13 protein-coding genes are annotated in these 15,545 nt (G+C 72.1%); 10 read left to right on the plus strand and 3 right to left on the minus strand.

From position 1 onward, the window contains the following. Window positions 1-70: 70 nt before the first annotated feature. On the minus strand, window positions 71-196 hold the full coding sequence (locus J2Y42_RS02760) for a hypothetical protein (protein ID WP_309854813.1): 126 nt from the start codon (window positions 194-196) through the stop codon (window positions 71-73). Between the two features lie 125 nt (window positions 197-321). Between J2Y42_RS02760 and J2Y42_RS02765 the strand changes: the two genes are divergently transcribed. After that, complete coding sequence (locus J2Y42_RS02765) at window positions 322-1,113, plus strand: NAD(P)-dependent oxidoreductase (RefSeq protein ID WP_309854815.1); 792 nt, start codon at window positions 322-324, stop codon at window positions 1,111-1,113. 63 nt (window positions 1,114-1,176) lie between these two features. Here the strand turns inward: J2Y42_RS02765 and J2Y42_RS02770 are convergent, their stop codons facing one another. Further along, complete coding sequence (locus tag J2Y42_RS02770) at window positions 1,177-3,549, minus strand: ricin-type beta-trefoil lectin domain protein (RefSeq protein WP_309854817.1); 2,373 nt, start codon at window positions 3,547-3,549, stop codon at window positions 1,177-1,179. Between the two features lie 272 nt (window positions 3,550-3,821). Between J2Y42_RS02770 and J2Y42_RS02775 the strand changes: the two genes are divergently transcribed. The 5 genes from J2Y42_RS02775 to J2Y42_RS02795 all read left to right on the plus strand — a co-directional run bounded on the left by J2Y42_RS02775 (window position 3,822) and on the right by J2Y42_RS02795 (window position 9,085). Next, window positions 3,822-5,108, plus strand: coding sequence for an APC family permease (locus J2Y42_RS02775; RefSeq protein ID WP_309854819.1), 1,287 nt, complete (start codon window positions 3,822-3,824; stop codon window positions 5,106-5,108). Further along, a complete protein-coding gene (locus tag J2Y42_RS02780; RefSeq protein WP_309854821.1) occupies window positions 5,105-5,929 on the plus strand; it encodes an MBL fold metallo-hydrolase in 825 nt (274 codons plus the stop codon). The genes J2Y42_RS02775 and J2Y42_RS02780 overlap by 4 nt, the downstream gene beginning before the upstream one ends. After that, a complete protein-coding gene (locus tag J2Y42_RS02785; RefSeq protein WP_309854823.1) occupies window positions 5,926-6,291 on the plus strand; it encodes a UBP-type zinc finger domain-containing protein in 366 nt (121 codons plus the stop codon). The genes J2Y42_RS02780 and J2Y42_RS02785 overlap by 4 nt, the downstream gene beginning before the upstream one ends. A 68-nt stretch (window positions 6,292-6,359) precedes the next feature. Next, on the plus strand, window positions 6,360-7,265 hold the full coding sequence (locus J2Y42_RS02790) for a hypothetical protein (RefSeq protein WP_309854825.1): 906 nt from the start codon (window positions 6,360-6,362) through the stop codon (window positions 7,263-7,265). Window positions 7,266-7,486: 221 nt separating this feature from the next. Beyond that, window positions 7,487-9,085, plus strand: coding sequence for a helix-turn-helix transcriptional regulator (locus J2Y42_RS02795; RefSeq protein WP_309854827.1), 1,599 nt, complete (start codon window positions 7,487-7,489; stop codon window positions 9,083-9,085). A 17-nt stretch (window positions 9,086-9,102) separates the two neighbouring features. On the opposite strand, the gene J2Y42_RS02800 is transcribed toward J2Y42_RS02795, so the two are convergent. Next, window positions 9,103-9,708 carry a hypothetical protein gene (locus J2Y42_RS02800; RefSeq protein WP_309854829.1) on the minus strand — a complete coding sequence of 202 codons (606 nt, stop codon included), beginning with the start codon at window positions 9,706-9,708 and terminating at the stop codon, window positions 9,103-9,105. A gap of 153 nt (window positions 9,709-9,861) precedes the next feature. Here J2Y42_RS02800 and J2Y42_RS02805 point away from each other — a divergent pair, with 153 nt between their 5' ends. From J2Y42_RS02805 to J2Y42_RS02820, 4 genes are all read left to right on the plus strand, one after another. Next, on the plus strand, window positions 9,862-11,484 hold the full coding sequence (locus J2Y42_RS02805) for a helix-turn-helix transcriptional regulator (RefSeq protein WP_309854831.1): 1,623 nt from the start codon (window positions 9,862-9,864) through the stop codon (window positions 11,482-11,484). 156 nt (window positions 11,485-11,640) lie between these two features. After that, window positions 11,641-12,096 (plus strand): hypothetical protein, encoded by a 456-nt coding sequence (locus J2Y42_RS02810; protein ID WP_309854833.1) that lies wholly within the window; start codon window positions 11,641-11,643, stop codon window positions 12,094-12,096. Window positions 12,097-12,317: 221 nt separating this feature from the next. After that, window positions 12,318-12,788 carry a hypothetical protein gene (locus J2Y42_RS02815; RefSeq protein ID WP_309854835.1) on the plus strand — a complete coding sequence of 157 codons (471 nt, stop codon included), beginning with the start codon at window positions 12,318-12,320 and terminating at the stop codon, window positions 12,786-12,788. Between the two features lie 19 nt (window positions 12,789-12,807). Next, complete coding sequence (locus tag J2Y42_RS02820; protein ID WP_309854837.1) at window positions 12,808-14,979, plus strand: sigma-70 family RNA polymerase sigma factor; 2,172 nt, start codon at window positions 12,808-12,810, stop codon at window positions 14,977-14,979. The last annotated feature ends 566 nt before the right edge of the window (window positions 14,980-15,545 follow it).

Genomic DNA, 15,545 nt, shown 5'->3' on the forward strand with positions numbered 1-15,545 from the left:
AACTGCACGCCGGAGGGCTCCGAGGCGTGCAGTTTTTGTGTACTCGACGGGGGATGGGAGGGAGGGGGGGCTACTTCGAGGGGTCCTCGGGGCCGCCGCCGGAGGTGGTGTCCTCGCCGGGCTCGGGGGCGCTGCCGTCGGAGCCGGAGCCGTCGGGCAGGTCGTCGGCGTCGGGGCGGTTCTTCTCGTCGCTCATTGCGTGTCCTTCCGTTTCTGTCCTGACCGCGCGACGGTACGCCGATCCGCCGCCGAGGTCCATCGGGGCTGCGGGCGACGGCGCGCCGGAGTACGGATGGAGGCGACGGAACGGGAGGAGCACCGATGGCATTCTTCGTGATCACCGGCGGCAGCGGAACGATCGGCACGACCATCGCACCGCGGCTGATCGCCGACGGGCACCGCGTGCGCACTCTGGATGCGGTAAAAGCACCCGACGACGCCACCTGGGAGCACGTGGTCGCCGAGATCCAGGACGTCGACGCGCTCACAAAGCACTTCGCGGGCGCAGACATCGTGCTGCATCTGGCGGGCTACCCGACCGAGCGCGCGTGGAACGACATCCTCACCGTCAACATCGACGGGACGCGGAACGTGCTCGAAGCGGCGCGGGTCGCGGGGGTGCAGCGCGTCCTGCTGGCGAGCTCCATCCACGCGGTCGGCTTCGCGCGCGCGGCCGACGTGCGCGACGTGGAGGTGCTCCCGCCCCGCCCGGACACGTACTACGGCGTGAGCAAGGCGGCGATGGAAGCGCTCGGCAGCCTGTACGCGGACCGGTTCGGCATGACCGTCGTGTCGGCGCGCATCTGCCAGTTCGGCGACCGCCCGACCGACACGCTCGGCGTCGCCACGTGGTTCTCGCCGGGCGACGCCGTCCGGCTCATGGAGGCCGCGGCGGCGCTGGACCGGCCGGGTCACGCCGTGGTGTGGGGCGTGTCGGCGAACCGCCCCGGCTGGTTCTCGACGACGGCGGGCGAGTCGATCGGATTCGTGGCGCGGGACGACGCGGTCGCCGTGCTGGAGCGCGACGGCGAGGACCGGGGCATGCCGGACGAGCGGGGCGTCATCGGCGGGTCCTTCGCCTCTGACGACCACCCGGTCGGTCAGGAGTGGTGAGGCCGTGTTCGACGAGCACGGTGACGCCGACACCGAACCGGCCCCCTGGGCGGTAGCCACCACTCACCGCGAGGCGACCATGACCTCCGCGAGCGAGAGCTGGCTACCTCGATCGAGGGCGACGCGGAGGTACCGGTAGTCGCCGTCGAGCTTCACCGCCGTCGTAGCCGCCCAGGGCTCGTAGACATGCACGGCCGTGATCTGGCTGCCTCCGAGGTACGCCGGATTCGAATTGGGGATGGGGCTGTTCGAGGCCAGCACGTAGAACTCGTTGTACGAGGGATGAGAGCCCGCGGCGTGATGGATGGTGACGGTGCCGACGGCCGTCGGATCTCCGAGATCGAGCTGCCACCACGAGTACGCGTCGCTCCCTGACGTGGCCGAGACGGAGCCTGCGGACGGGTTCGCGTCGGTGTTGCCGTCGACCGCCTTGGCGGCACCGGACGAGTACGGGTCGAGGGTCGACGACTGCGTCGGCGTGCCGAGCGCGGCCAGGTTGGCGACCCCGGGTGTGTTGGTGGACGCCGGCTCCGGCGACGGGTTGGGCACCGCCCGCCACAACTGGTTGGTTCCACCGTTGCATCCGTGCATGCCGATGGTGGTGTTCTCGGAGTCCTGAGCCCACCAGAGATCGAGGCACTCTCCGGTGTACTGGTTCTGGATCTTCCAGGCGCCCTTCACCTGCTGCGTCGGCGCCCAGCGGTACGAAGCGTCGTTCCCGTCACAGGCCCCGTCGAGGACGGCCTCCGCGCCCTGCGCTTTCCAGCGCAGACACGTTCCCGTCTCCGCGTTTCGGATGAGACCGCCCCCGTTGCTGCCGGCGACTTCTTCCCACTGGAACCGAGCCTTGTCGGTCGCCGGGTTCTTCGACAGTACCGACCGCACGCGCTGGTCGGGGTTTCCGCCCGGAGCGGGAGCCGTCGACAGCACGCCGCCCGCGGACGAGACAGGGGCGAGCGACACGAGACCGCCGGCGGTGAGGAGCTCCGGCGAACTCCACACCATGTTGGATTCGGTGGAGCACGGATACAGCATGAGGCGCGAGTCGTCCTTCGTGGCACCGCCTCGGACGTTCAGGCACGTCCCGGTCCCCTGATTGCGTAGCGTCCCATCCGGAGCGGCCGTCCACGTCGTCGCCGCCGATCGCACGCAGGGCAGCGTGCTGACCGACTCGCCCGCTCCGGTCAGGCACATCGTTCCGGATGCGACGGACTCGTCGACCAGGATGTCGTCAGCGTCCGGGACCACGGGGTCTTGGAACACGCTGATCCGGAAGCCGCCCGTAACGGGCTTGAACAGCCACTTCTGGGCCGCCGTTCCTGCGCACGAGAAGATGGCCACCTCCCGCCCCGGTGAGTACAGGCCGCCCTGGGCAGTCAGGCAGCGATCCGACCCTGCTCCGACGATCGGGCCGCCGACCGACGTCGCCTCCGGCAGAGACCGCTTCGTGCGCGTCTGCGTCGTCTTCGCGATCTGCAGGAGCGAGTCCGGATGGGTACAGTCCACCGTGGTGGCGTGGTCGGGGAACCCGGGTTCGAACTTCGTCGCTCCGAGGCAGTAATTGGTCGCCTTATTGAGCAGCCTGGCGCCGTTCGCACCGGGACGGACCAACCAGCGGGCGGAGTCGTCCTTGCACCACCCCATGTGCGTGGAACTCGTTCGCGACTCGCGCTTGAGGCAGTAGCCGGACGCGGAATTGACGATCCAGCCCCAGCCGTCGTTCGCCTTGTCCTTGACGAACGTCCAGTCCCAGTAGCCGTCCGGCGACGCTGGACGGAAGCCCACCGGGCGCGCCCAACCGGACGTCGACGCCCAGGACGACGCCAGGTGCCGCCTGGAGTCCGACGCGACGTTGATGCGGGACTCGGCGGGAAACCCCGGTGTGGCGTTCGGACGCCAGATCGCCACCACCCCGGCGACGTCGTCCACATAGGGGCCGCCGTTGTCGCCGCAGATGGAGTCTTCGGTGTTCACCGCTGACATGACCGTCGCGCACACGTTCTGGTCCTCGTTGTGCCCGAGGCCGATGATGTGGCCGATCTCGTGCGTGAAGATGGTCTGGCGAAGCGTATCGGTCGCCGTCTCCATCCACACGGTCGCGATGTTCAGGACTCCGCCTGCGAACCTTCCCGTGCCCCTGGCGCACTTCGGTGACGCGTTTGCGTAGGTTGCCGGCCCCAACTCCTCCTGGACGTTGAACTTCACGCTGACGCCGCCGGCCGGGACCGGGGCCGCCTCATCGATCACCGAGATGCTCACACCGGTGGTGCCGGACCATGCCGACCACGCAACCGCCGCCCGCGTCAACGACGAGCGGTAGGTTGCGGGTGCCGCTGCCGGGTACTTGATGTAGAGCGCCGCCGAGCCGGAGTACTTGCAGGTCGTCGACTTGCGTACCCACGCGGCTGCAGGATCCGCCGCAACTCCGACCGGCACGAGTAACGCTGCGGCCGCCACCGGCGCCGCAAGAAGACCCACCAACCGAGACCATCGCGATCTGCGCATCGCAGATACCACCTTCGTTCCACCCAGACGCGTCGACCCCCGTCCCTCACCCGGCACGCCGGAAGGAACCCTGTCTACGACCGTGACGGGCAGAGAAGTCCCGTCATAGACGAGGACGCGCAACACCCGCCGGTCGTGACGCCTGCGCCGCACGGCTTATTTGTCCTGAAATCCACGTCACCCGCGTCCCGTACACTGCGAGCGTGACCGCCGCATCCAGCCCGGATCGGGGAGGCGCCCTCCTCCGACGGCTCACCCTCGGAGACGCCATCGGCATCGGCCTAGGGTCGATGATCGGCGCCGGGGTCTTCGCCGCTTTCTCCCCCGCCGCTTCCGCCGCGGGCGCGGGGCTGCTCGTCGGGTTGGCGATCGCGGGGTTCATCGCGTTCTGCAACGCGACGTCGTCGGCCCAGCTGGCCGCCCAGTACCCGACCTCGGGCGGCACCTACGTCTACGGGCGTGAACGCCTCGGCGAGTGGGCGGGCTTCTTCGCGGGCTGGTCGTTCGTCGTCGGGAAGACGGCCAGCTCGGCCGCGATGGCGCTGACTTTCGCGACCTACGCCGTGCCGGGTCCGTGGGTGAAGCCGGTCGCGATCGCGGCGGTCGCCGTGCTCACGCTGGTCAACAGCGTCGGCGTGACGCGGACGGCGCTGCTGACGCGCATCCTCGTCGCCGTCTCGCTGGTCGCGCTGACAGTCGCGGTCGTCATCGGTTTCACGCACACCGCGCCGAGCGCCGCGCAACCGGGACCCGCGGTCACCGCCTACGGCATCCTCCAGTCGGCGGGGTTCCTGTTCTTCGCGTTTGCCGGATACGCCCGCATCGCCACCATGGGCGAGGAGGTGGTGGAGCCGGAACGCACGATCCCGCGGGCCATCGTGACGGCACTCGGCATCACGCTCGTCGTCTACGTGCTGGTCGCGCTCGCGACGCTGCACGCTCTCGGCGCGGCCGGGTTGGCCGAGGTGGCCGCTCCACTCGGGGCGGTGGCCGACACCAGCGGCGCGGCCTGGCCGGGCGTCGTCATCCGGATCGGCGCAGCGGCCGCAGCGCTCGGCGCCCTGCTCGCGATGATCGCGGGGATCGGGCGGACGAGCCTTGCGATGGCGCGCCAGAGCGACCTCCCCTCGTGGTTCGCGGACGTGCACCCGCGCTACCGGGTTCCGTACCGGGCCGAGCTCGCCGTGGGACTGGTCGTCTGCGTGCTGGTCGCCGTCACGGATCTGCGCGGCGCGATCGGCTTCTCGTCCTTCGGCGTGCTGCTCTACTACCTGATCGCCAACGCGTCCGCCTGGACGCAGGACCGCGCGCACCGCAGGTATCCGCAGTTCCTCGCCGTCGCGGGCGCGATCGGCTGCGTCGTGCTCGTCGCCACCCTCCCGGTCGCCGCCATCGTCGCCGGGATCGTGGTGATCGCCGTCGGGATCGGCTACCGTTTCGTGCGACTGCGGGTGACCCGGCGACCGCAGCGCGGAGAGGAGAACCGATGACCGTCCGCATCGAACTGATCGGCGGCCCGACGGCCCTGATCGAGCTGGGCGGCCTCCGCATCCTCACCGATCCGACGTTCGACCCGCCGGGCGACCACCCTGTCGGCGAACGCGTGCTGGTGAAGACGACCGGGCCGAGCCGAACCCCGGAGCAGATCGGCGCAGTGGATCTGGTGCTCCTCTCGCACGACCAGCACCCGGACAACCTCGACGACCGGGGGCGCGTGTTCGTCCGCGACGCACCGCTGACGGTGAGCACGACAGCAGCCGCCGAGCGCGTCGAAGGGACGGTTCGCGGGCTCGGCCCGTGGACGCACCTGACCATCCCGCGCCCGGACGGTTCGGAGTTGCGGGTGCACGCCGTGCCCGCACAGCACGGGCCGGACGGCACCGAGGCGTCGTCGGGTCCGGTTCTCGGATTCGTCCTGGCCGGCGACGGGATGCCGACGGTGTACGTGAGCGGCGACAACGCCTCGCTGCGTGTCGTCGAGGAGGTCGCCGAGAACCTCGGGCCGATCGACGTCGCGGTGCTCCACGTCGGCGCAGCACGCACGGCGCGCTTGGATGCGTTCCTCACGTTGGCCGCGGAGAAGGCGGCCCGCGCGGCTGCCCTGTTGGGCGACGCCGTCGTCGTCCCGGTGCACGCGGAGGGCTGGGCGCACTTCACCCAGGGCCAGGAGGACGTGCGTACCGCGTTCGCGGAGCACGGCTTGACCGCTCGGCTGCGTATGGTCCCGCCGGGCGGGATCGTGGAACTCGACGAACGCACCGAACAGACCGACGACCCCGACGACACCGACCACACCGAGGAGCCGCGATGACCGACCACGCCCGCACCGAAGCGATCGACCCGAGCGTTCCGCCCTCGGGCCCCGGCTGCGTCGAATGCACGCAGACCGGCAGCTGGTGGCTCCACCTCCGGCGCTGCGCCGCCTGCGGTCACGTCGGCTGCTGCGACGACTCGCTGAACACCCACGCAACGAAGCACGCAGAGGCCACGGGGCATCCCATCATCCGCAGCTACGAGCCCGGCGAGGACTGGTTCTGGGACTACCGCCGTCAGGGCTTCGTCGGCGGCCCCGAACTCGCGCCGCCGCTCAGCCACCCGGAGGACCAGACCGTCCCCGGCCCCGCGGAGCGCGTTCCGCACGATTGGGAGCGCCAGCTGGAGCAGCGCCCGTAACGCGAATTCCACCGCGTCGACAACATATTCGCTATAGTCCCGATCAGCGACGTGCGAAAGGGGGAATCGTGACCGACCCGGTCGAACCTCTGCCGCGCGCCGCAGACGAGCCCCGCCGCAGGACCCTGCGCCTCGCTCTCCTGGGACTCGCGGGAGCCGGTCTGCTGACCGCTCTCGGCTTCGCCCTCCAGCCTGCCTCCGCCTCCGCGGACGAGGCTCCTCCGCCTCAGCACTCTCTGCTGGGATCCGTCGTCAACGGAACGGTCGGTGCGCTGCTTCCCGGCAGCTCGCCGTCGCCGAGCGCCGGGTCCGGCTCGTCAGGCGGGCTCGTCGGTTCGGTGCTGGCGCCGGTCACCGGTGCCGTGGATCCGCTGGTCACGTCGCTGCCCGTCGTGGGCGGTGTGGTCGACACGCTCCTCGGCCCGACTCCGACGGGTTCGGTCGTCGGAGTCGTCGACGGCGTCGTCGGCGGGGTCACCGGCTCGGGAGGCGGCACGACATCGCCCACTCCGCCCCCGCCACCTGCGGGTGAGCCGACGCCTCCCCCCACCACGACTGCCCCCGGAGACGGAAGCGCCACCCCGGGCACCGCGACGGGAACCGTCGATCCGGTGGCCGCGCCCGTTGCCGCCCCAGCTGCGGCCGGCGCGCCCGCGGCCACAGAGTCCGACGCGGACTCCGCAGCCGACCACGCCGCGGAATGCCCCGCTCCGACCGCCACTCCCGCGCCCTCCCCGGACGCTGCTTCGGCCGTGGCCACTCCGGCCGACGGCCCCATCCACGGGCCCGCGTTCAGCCCCACCTCGTCGACCGAGGGCGTGCTCACCTCGTCCGGCTCCGGTGGCTCCGGCTCCGCAGCCGAGCCGGTCGACGCCTGGATCCCGCCGTTCGCGCCGTACGACACGTCGTGCGCCGCGCGCTCAACCGAACCCTCCTCCGCTCCGCCGGGCGACCACGACGTCAGCCCCGGCTGATCCCCCTCCTCCGGATGGAGGCTTGACGCCTCCACTCACAGCAGCGGCCCGAACATGCTTCGGTGTCGCGCCGGTTCGAATGACGCCCGCGCTGGGCGTGAGCCGACGCGCCGACCCGCGCTCCTGAGACCCCGGAGAAGGGCGACCCCTCTGCGCGGGCGCCTGCATCCTCCTGGTTCCCGGACGCGTGGACGCGCGTCATGAATCTCGGAGGACAGCTCGTGGAACGAGCAGAAAGCACAACGGAAGAACGTGCGACCGGCCGCGGAGAGCGAACACTGTTCGACCAGGCCTGGTCCGAACTGGATGACGCCCTCGCGTCCGATGGTCCTGATGCGGCGACGGAGGTGGCCCGTCGTCGATGGTTCGACCTCCTGGCCGGCCCGGTTCCGGATCGCGCCGCGACGATCCAGGGGCTGCCACGCGGGTCGCTGACCGGGCGGCCGCTGCTGGCGCTGCTGGCCGGCCACACCGACCCCACCACGCTCCCGCACCGCGCGGGTGGTCTGCGGCGGGTCGGCGAGTCCACCGCCGCGCTCCAGGACACCGGCCCCGAACTGCGCCGGATCGATCGGGCCATCCTGCTGGCCGACCAGGCGCAGGTGCACCTCGCGCTCGGCCGTGCGCAGAGCGCCGCGGCCGCGGCGCGAGGTGCCGCGACCGAGCTCGAGCACCTCAGCGCGGACGACCGCCGGAACGCGGACACGGTGAGCGGCCTGCACACGCACGTGGGCACGAGCCTGCTGTACACGGGCAACGGCGGGGAGGCGCTGGCCGCGTTCGAACGCGGCCTGGCGCACGCTCATCCTCTCGCCACCGGGCCGTCGCTCGGCAACGTCGTGATGCTCGCCCTGCTCAACGCGAGGAACGGCGACGGCGGAGAGGCGAGAGAGCACATCCGCACGGCTCGCTCGCGTGCTCGGCAGCTCCGGCACGACGACGCCATGCTGCTGAGCGTCGCCGAGGCGATCCTCGCCCTCGACGACCTCGATCAGGATGCGGCGAGGGAGCACCTCGCCGACGCGGCGGTCGACCTGCGGACGACCCCGCACTGGATGCCCTACGCCGTCACGGCCGCGACGCTCGAACTGGTCTGCGGTCACCCCGGCCGCGGACTCGCCCACCTCGATCAGACGATCGGGGGACGAGGCGCGGAGGGCCGGTCGGGCGCCGTGCGGGCAGCGCTCGCGACCGCTCGGGCGGTGCTCGAGCTGGCTCTCGGTCATCCCGATTCGGCGGAGGCCGTGCTCGAACGCGACGCCGGCGAGGTCGAGAAGCGAATCGGCTCGGCGCGCGTGCAGCTCTTCCTCGGCCGGCATGGGGCCGCGCTGCAACAGCTGCGGCCCCTCTCCAACGCGGTGCTGACGACCCGCCGGCGCGCCGAGGCGGTCGCCCTGGAGGCGGCGGCGCTGCTGCGCTTCTCCGACGAGGACCGCGTGACGTCGGTCGTCGACCACCTCGGCGCCATCATCGAACGGAGCGGGCTGCTGCTGCCCCTCGCACTGCTCCCGGCGGCGGATCTCGCCCGCGTGACGCACGCCCTCGCCGCCCTCGGGTACGGCGAGACGCTGGAGCTCGACCGGATCGGAGCTCTGGTGCGCGGAAAGGGACCCGACATCCCGCTGACGCCGCGGGAGACGGCCGTCCTCGCGACGCTGCTGCAGCATCCATCGCACAGTGCGATCGCGGCTGCGCTCAATGTGTCGGTGAACACCGTCAAGTCGCAGCTGCGGAGCGTCTACCGCAAGCTGGGCGTCTCCACGCGCGATGAGGCGATCGCGGTCGCGCTCGATCGCCACCTGCTGGTGGAGAGGGAGTGAGGATCGTGGGACGCGACTCAGGGCCGCAGCGCGGGCTCCGCGCCGTCGCCGCGGTCTCCGGTCGGCGCCCGCATGATGCCTGCACGGAGCACGCGGTCGCCCAGCAGCCAGGCGATCCCGGCCGCGGCGAGCTGGCTCACCACTCGGCCCAGCAGGGTGAGCAGAAGGATCGGCGCAGCGAGATCGTCCGGCGACATCACCGGCAGCGAGACCAGGAACAGCAGGACGGCCGTGACGAGCGCCCCGACCGCGTAATGCCAGGGTCGGAGCGGCCCGCGCCGGCCGAGCGCGAGCAGGGTGACGTCGAATCCCACGCCCGCGATGACGAGGGGGATCAGGATGAGCGCTCCGAGTGGCGTGAAGCCGATCGCCAGCAGGCCGACCAGCGCGAACGCGATGGTGGTCGTCCAGGGGAAGCCGACCAGCCGTCGCGCGAGGAACGGCAGGATGCTGTGCATGCCTGCGGCGAGCGCGTAGGCGGGCGGGAAGAGCGCCGCGAGCAGGGCGGTCACCGGCGCCACGAGGATGAGCAGGAGCGCACCGAGCGCGCCGAATGCCGCGATGATGAGAAGCGCGCGCGTGCTCAGTCGCCTGGTACCCCGCCGGGTCGGGCTCGTCGACATCCCGCGCCTCCTTCCGAATACAGGCATTTCATCTTGCCCGGTTTCCGACAGGCCCGCGGCCCGAAACACTTCGATCGGCGAATAAAGAAAGATGGTGGTCGCGTTGCGTACACGGTGGTGGCCCAGCGGCGCGGCGCGCCCGACGAGGGGTGAATGATGGATTCGGGAGGATCAGTGGACGACGAGACGGTCGGCGACTCGGGGCCCGAGCGCTCATCCGCCGACCGGGTGGCGCTCGACGCCCTCAAGGACGCGGTCGACGCCGGCGACTGGGACGCGGCGACCGGGGCCGTCCGCACCGGATGGTTCCCGCTGGTCAGCGGGCACGGTGAGGCCACCCGCCTCCTGCTCGAGCAGGTCCCGACCTCGGAGCTCCGGTCGCACCCGCTCCTTGCCATGCTGCTGGGCATCGCCTACAACGGACTCGGTTTCCACCGGGTGCGCGCGCTGCGCTACTTCGTGATCGCCGTCCGCTCGGCCCGATCACCGCGCAACGCCGCCCTGAGTCCCGTGGACCGCGCCCTGATCCGGTCCGCCGAGGCGAGCGCGTACCGGTTGATCGGGCGGCCGGGAATGGCGATCGGTCCCGCCGACGCGGCCGTCGCGACGCTCGACCGCCTCGGTGAGGACGAGCGCCGACAGCTGACCGAGCTTCCGCGCATGTACGCGCAGGTGGGCATCTCGCTCTACTACGCAGGCGAGGTGGAGCAGGCGATGGAGACCTTCTCCAAAGGACTGGCCGCCTCCCCCACCACACCGCCCTCCCCGGGGTTCGGCAACCTCGCCATGCTCGCGGGCATCCATGCGCTCCAGGGCGACCTGCCCGAAGCACGAGCGCACGTCGAGTACGCCCGCACCGGCCCGTGGACGGACCGGCAGCGGAGGATGTACACGGGCACCTTCTACCAGCTGGCCGAGGCGATGCTCGCGCTCGAGCGGTTGGACGCCGCCACGGCGCGGGAACATCTCGCCGAGATGGAGCACGACCGGCGGAGCATCGAGCACTGGGTCGCCGAGGCGCGCGTCGAAGCGCTCGCCCTGCTGGTGGACGGCAGACCCGGCGAGGCCCTGGCCGGGCTTGAGGCGTATGCGTCGATGAGGGCCGGCGAGGCGCGGTCGGCCTCCGCACGCCATGAACTCGGCCGGATGCGCGCCCTGCAGCAACTCGCGCTCGGCAACCCCGACGCCGCCTCCGTCATCGTCGAACGGGACACGGTCGCGGGCCCCGACCAGCACATCGCCCGCGCGCGGGTCCACGTCTCGCTCGGCCGGAACGGATCGGCGCTGAGCGAACTGCGTGCGGCGGTGCGCGGCCCCCTCACCGCGCGGCAGACCGCGGAGGCGGCCGCCCTGGAGGCTGCGGTGCTGCTCCGGCTCGCGCCCACCTCCCGCACCCGCGGCGTCGTGGAGCACCTGGGGGCGGTGCTGGAGCGCACCGGACAACGACTGGCGCTGGCCCTGCTCCCCGCAGACGACCTCGACCGGGTCGTGTCCGCCCTCGACGACGTCGGCTACGGCCAGGTGACCCGCGATGTACCGCTGCGCTCGCTGCTCCCGGTCGCCGAGCCGGACCTGCTGCTCACCGACCGCGAGCTCGCCGTGCTGGCGGAGCTGATGAAGACGGGATCCGTCGCGGAGATCGCCGCAGCCCTCGTGGTGTCGGCAAACACGGTCAAGTCGCAGCTGCGAAGCGTTTACCGAAAGCTCGGGGTCAACAGCCGGGAGGATGCGATCGCGGTCGCGCTGACGCGCAACCTGCTCGTCGAGCGCGACTGAGGCGGAGAGAGCGGAGAGCGGTCGAGAGCGCCGGGAGCGCCGGGAGCGCCGAGGGTGAGCGCAGGGTGAATTCGGTCCGCCGGTGGCTCCGGGGCACGTAGCGTTCTCTTGCACGCCCGCTCACCCTCCCGCCCCATCCCTCACCCCAGGAACGACATGACCATCGACGAGAGCACCCCGACTCTCCGTCGTCCCGACCTCGACGCGCACACCGCCACGCGGTGGCACCGGGCGCTGCCGGACGACCTGGCCGCGCTCCTGCGCAACGCGCACGCCGACGAGCAGCAAGCGCTGGGATCGCAGCGACGGGCGGCCTACCTGCTGACCCGTCAGGTGATCAGCGGGCTGCTGCACGCCGGATACCCGGCGCGGCTCGTCGCCGCCGAGCTCGGCGTGCGCGGCGAATCGATCCGGACCCGAGCCCAGGCGGGATGGATCGGGCTCGCCGACATCGCCGTGCTCACCGGCCTCGACGAGGGCGAGCTCGCCCGGCGGTGCGTCGCGACCGCCGCCGTGATCGACGACGGCCGCCTCTTCAGCGACGAGCTGGTGCGTGTCCTCTCCGCGCCCGCCGCATCCTCCGGCACCCGGGACACCGTGGTCGGCGCGTGACCGGAAAAAACTTCGCAAACCGGCGTCATGATTCCGGATATTCGCGATCTCTTAGGTGGTGCATGACCCGAACGTGCGCCACCGGCGGCGACCCGAAACGCTGCCGCGTAGATCGGTGCCGATCGAACGGTGCCGAATCCGGGAGACCCGAACCCCGCTCGACGCCGAGAGTGCCCGCGACCCGGCGGGCGCTCTCGGCGTGCACACAGAAAGCCCCCGTCATGCCCGACCCGTTCGCGCCGCCGATGACCGGCGCACTGCTCGCCCTGCTCGACGACCTCCGCCCCGGCGACTGGCTCGCCCTCGCCTCGGCCAACGCGCCCATGCTCGAGAGGACGCGGTCGCTGACCGTCGACGCCTCCCTCGAGCAGGTGGCCGCCACCGTCTTCGACATCCTGCCGATCAGCCGTGACACGCACCAGCCGCTCACCGGCTGGGCGGTGGAGGCGGACGATCCGCGCTTCACCGACCTCGCCGACGCCGTGCAGGGTTTGGCGACCGACGGTTCCGGGCGGCGTCAGGAGCTCTTCGCCCTCCCCGACGACGTCCTGGTCGACAACGCCGGCGGCATCTCGAGCACGATCCGCGTGCCCTGGGACGGCGCCCCGTTCCTCTTCCTCGTGTGCGTCGGCGGCGCGCGCCATGAACCCACCGACCTCCGGCGACGGCGGGCTCTCGCCGGGATCTGCTGACCGGGCGGACGAGCACAACGTGCGCGAAAACGACGAGAACGAGACCGTGTCCGACCGTTCGGACACGGACCTCGTCGAGTCCGCGCGCGCCGGAGACGACGACGCGTTCGCCGAGCTGTGGCTCCGTCACGCTTCCGCCGGCCGGACGGTGGCCCGCTCGTTCAGCACCGAGGACCCGGATGACGTCGTCGCCGAGGCCTACGCCCGCATCCTGAAGGCGGTTCGGGACGGGCGCGGACCGAGCGCCGGGTTCCGGCCCTACCTCTTCACCACGATCCGCAACGTCGCCGCAGCCTGGGGCGGCGCCCGGCGTGATGTCCCGATCGAAGACGCGACGACGATCGAAGACCCGGAGACGACCGAAGCGGCCAGCATGGATGCGCTCGACCGGTCGCTCACCGCCCGCGCGTTCCGCTCGCTCCCGCAGCGCTGGCAGGAGGTGCTCTGGTACAGCGAGGTCGAGGGGATGAGCCCGGCCACCGTCGCACCGCTGCTCGGCCTGACCCCGAACGGCACGGCGGCGCTGGCGTACCGGGCGCGCGAAGGGCTGCGCCAGGCGTGGATCCAGGCGCACATCTCGGCCAGCCCAGAAGGATCCGACTGCCGCTGGACCACCGAACGCCTCGGCGCCTACAGCCGCGGCGCACTCGGAAAACGCGAGACCGCGCGGCTCGAACGGCACCTGACCGAATGCGCCAAGTGCTCCATCGTGGCGGCGGAAGCGCAGAACGTGGGCTCTCGGCTGACGCTCGTGCTGCTTCCGCTGCTGCTCGGCGTGGGCGGGGCGGCGGCGTACGCGGCCAGCCTGCAGCGCGGGGCGGCGGCGGTGGCGGGCGGTGCGGTCGGGGGTGCGGTGGCGGCCGGCGGCGGGGCCGGCGGGAGCGTCGGCGGCGGGTCGGGTGCCTCAGGCGGCCATTCCGCCGGGGCGGCGGGTACGGCGCGCGCCGGGCGGTCGGCCCGGAGTGGCGGGCATGGAGCCGCCTTCGGCGTCGGCGCGACCATCGTCGGAGTGGCGGCGGCGGCCGGTGTCGTCGGCGCGGTCGTCCTGGGGCCGCAGCTCTTCGCATCCACTCGACAGGAGGTGACCGCAGCGCAGCCGACGGATGCCCCGTCGGCTGCGGTGCCGGACGCGCCCGGTGCGACGGGCGGCACCACGCCGGAGCCGCAAGCGCCTGTGGGCTCGCCGCCGCCGGTCGCGCCCGTGGTGCCCGACCCGGCTCGTGAGGATGCGCCACCGGTCGCGCGGCCGGTCGTGCCGGCGGTGCCGGCGGTGCCGGCGGTGCCGACCGCCTCGGTGCCGGCCGTCGTGCCGCCGGTCGCGCCGCCGGTCGGTCCTCCGGCCGTTCCGCCGGCGGCACCCGTCGTCGCCTCGACCTTCCCCTCGGGCTTCGAGACCGCCGCGACGTCCCTCGCCCTGACCGGGAGCGGCGCACCCGGTGCCACCATCGCCGTCACCGGATCGCCCGTGGCATCGGCCGCCCGGGTGGCGACCTCCTCGTCCTCCACCTCGTCGTCGGCCGTTCTGGGCAGCGCGACGGTCGCGCCCGACGGCTCGTGGAGCCTCGACGCCGACCTGGGCGGACTCGCGGACGGCACCTGGGACCTCTCCGTCACGCAGACACGGAGCGGCCTGACCTCGGCACCCGCGTCCGTGCGGATCGGCGTCGACCGCACGGCGCTTCCGCCCGTCATCTTCAGCGCGGACACGGGCGCCGGAGACCTCGCCGCCCGGCTCGCGCCCATCCTCACCGGCACGGCGGAGCCCGGTGCGACGATCGTGGTGTCCGACCACGGCACGGCGGTCGCCACCGTCACAGCCGGTGCGGACGGCGCGTGGACGTCTCCCGAGCTGATCGCGATCTCACCCGCGTACAGCCTGACGGCCCGGGAGACGGACGTGCTCGGCAACGTCTCGGCCGAATCCGCACCGCTTGTCGGGACGGCGATCGTGCCGACCGTCACCGCCCTGGGGTCACCCGGGACCGTCGCGATCACCGTGCACGGCCTCCGCGGTTCGACGGTGCAGGTCTGGGCCGACGGCGAGTCGACGCCGTACACGCTCACCCTCGACGCGGCGGGGGATGCGTCCCAGGTCTACAGCTGGACCGCGGGCGACCACCGCATCGGCGCCGTGTACCTCTCCGGCGCGCGCCACGGCGTCCTCAGCGACGTGCCCGTCACGCTGCCCTGACGCGCGTCCGGCTCGCCGGTAACGAGGCGACCGGGCACCGGGCTCCCGAATCCCTCCTCCGTTTCGCGCGGCTTGCCGGAGTGCCGGCGACGGCATCCTCCCTTCCCCACCGCACCAGAACGGAGGAGATCCGCACCGCCACACCGTCCGCCGCACAAAACGGAGGACATTCCGCCCGCCCGCTCCGCGATCCCCTCCGTTCCCCGCGGCGATGCAGCGCATCGGCGGCCGAATCCTCCGTTCCCGACTGGAACGGAAAGGGAGGACATCCGCGCCGCCACTCCGGCAAGCCGCGCGAAACGGAGGACATCCCGCCCCACCGCACCGCGATCCCCTCCGTTTCGCGCGGAGGCGCAGCGCGTCGACGGCCGCATTCTCCGTTCCCGACGCGGACAGAAACGGAGGGGATCCGCACCGAGACGTCGGCAGGCTGCGCGAAACGGAGGACATCCCGCCCCACCGCTCCGCAGTCCCCTCCGTTTTGTGCGGGGGCGCGGCGCGTCGGCGGCCGCATCCTCCGTTCCGGACTGAGACGGGAACGGAGAGTGACACGGTGAGGACAGGTC

This window comes from Leifsonia sp. 1010, from assembly GCF_031455295.1.
GTDB lineage: Bacteria > Actinomycetota > Actinomycetes > Actinomycetales > Microbacteriaceae > Leifsonia.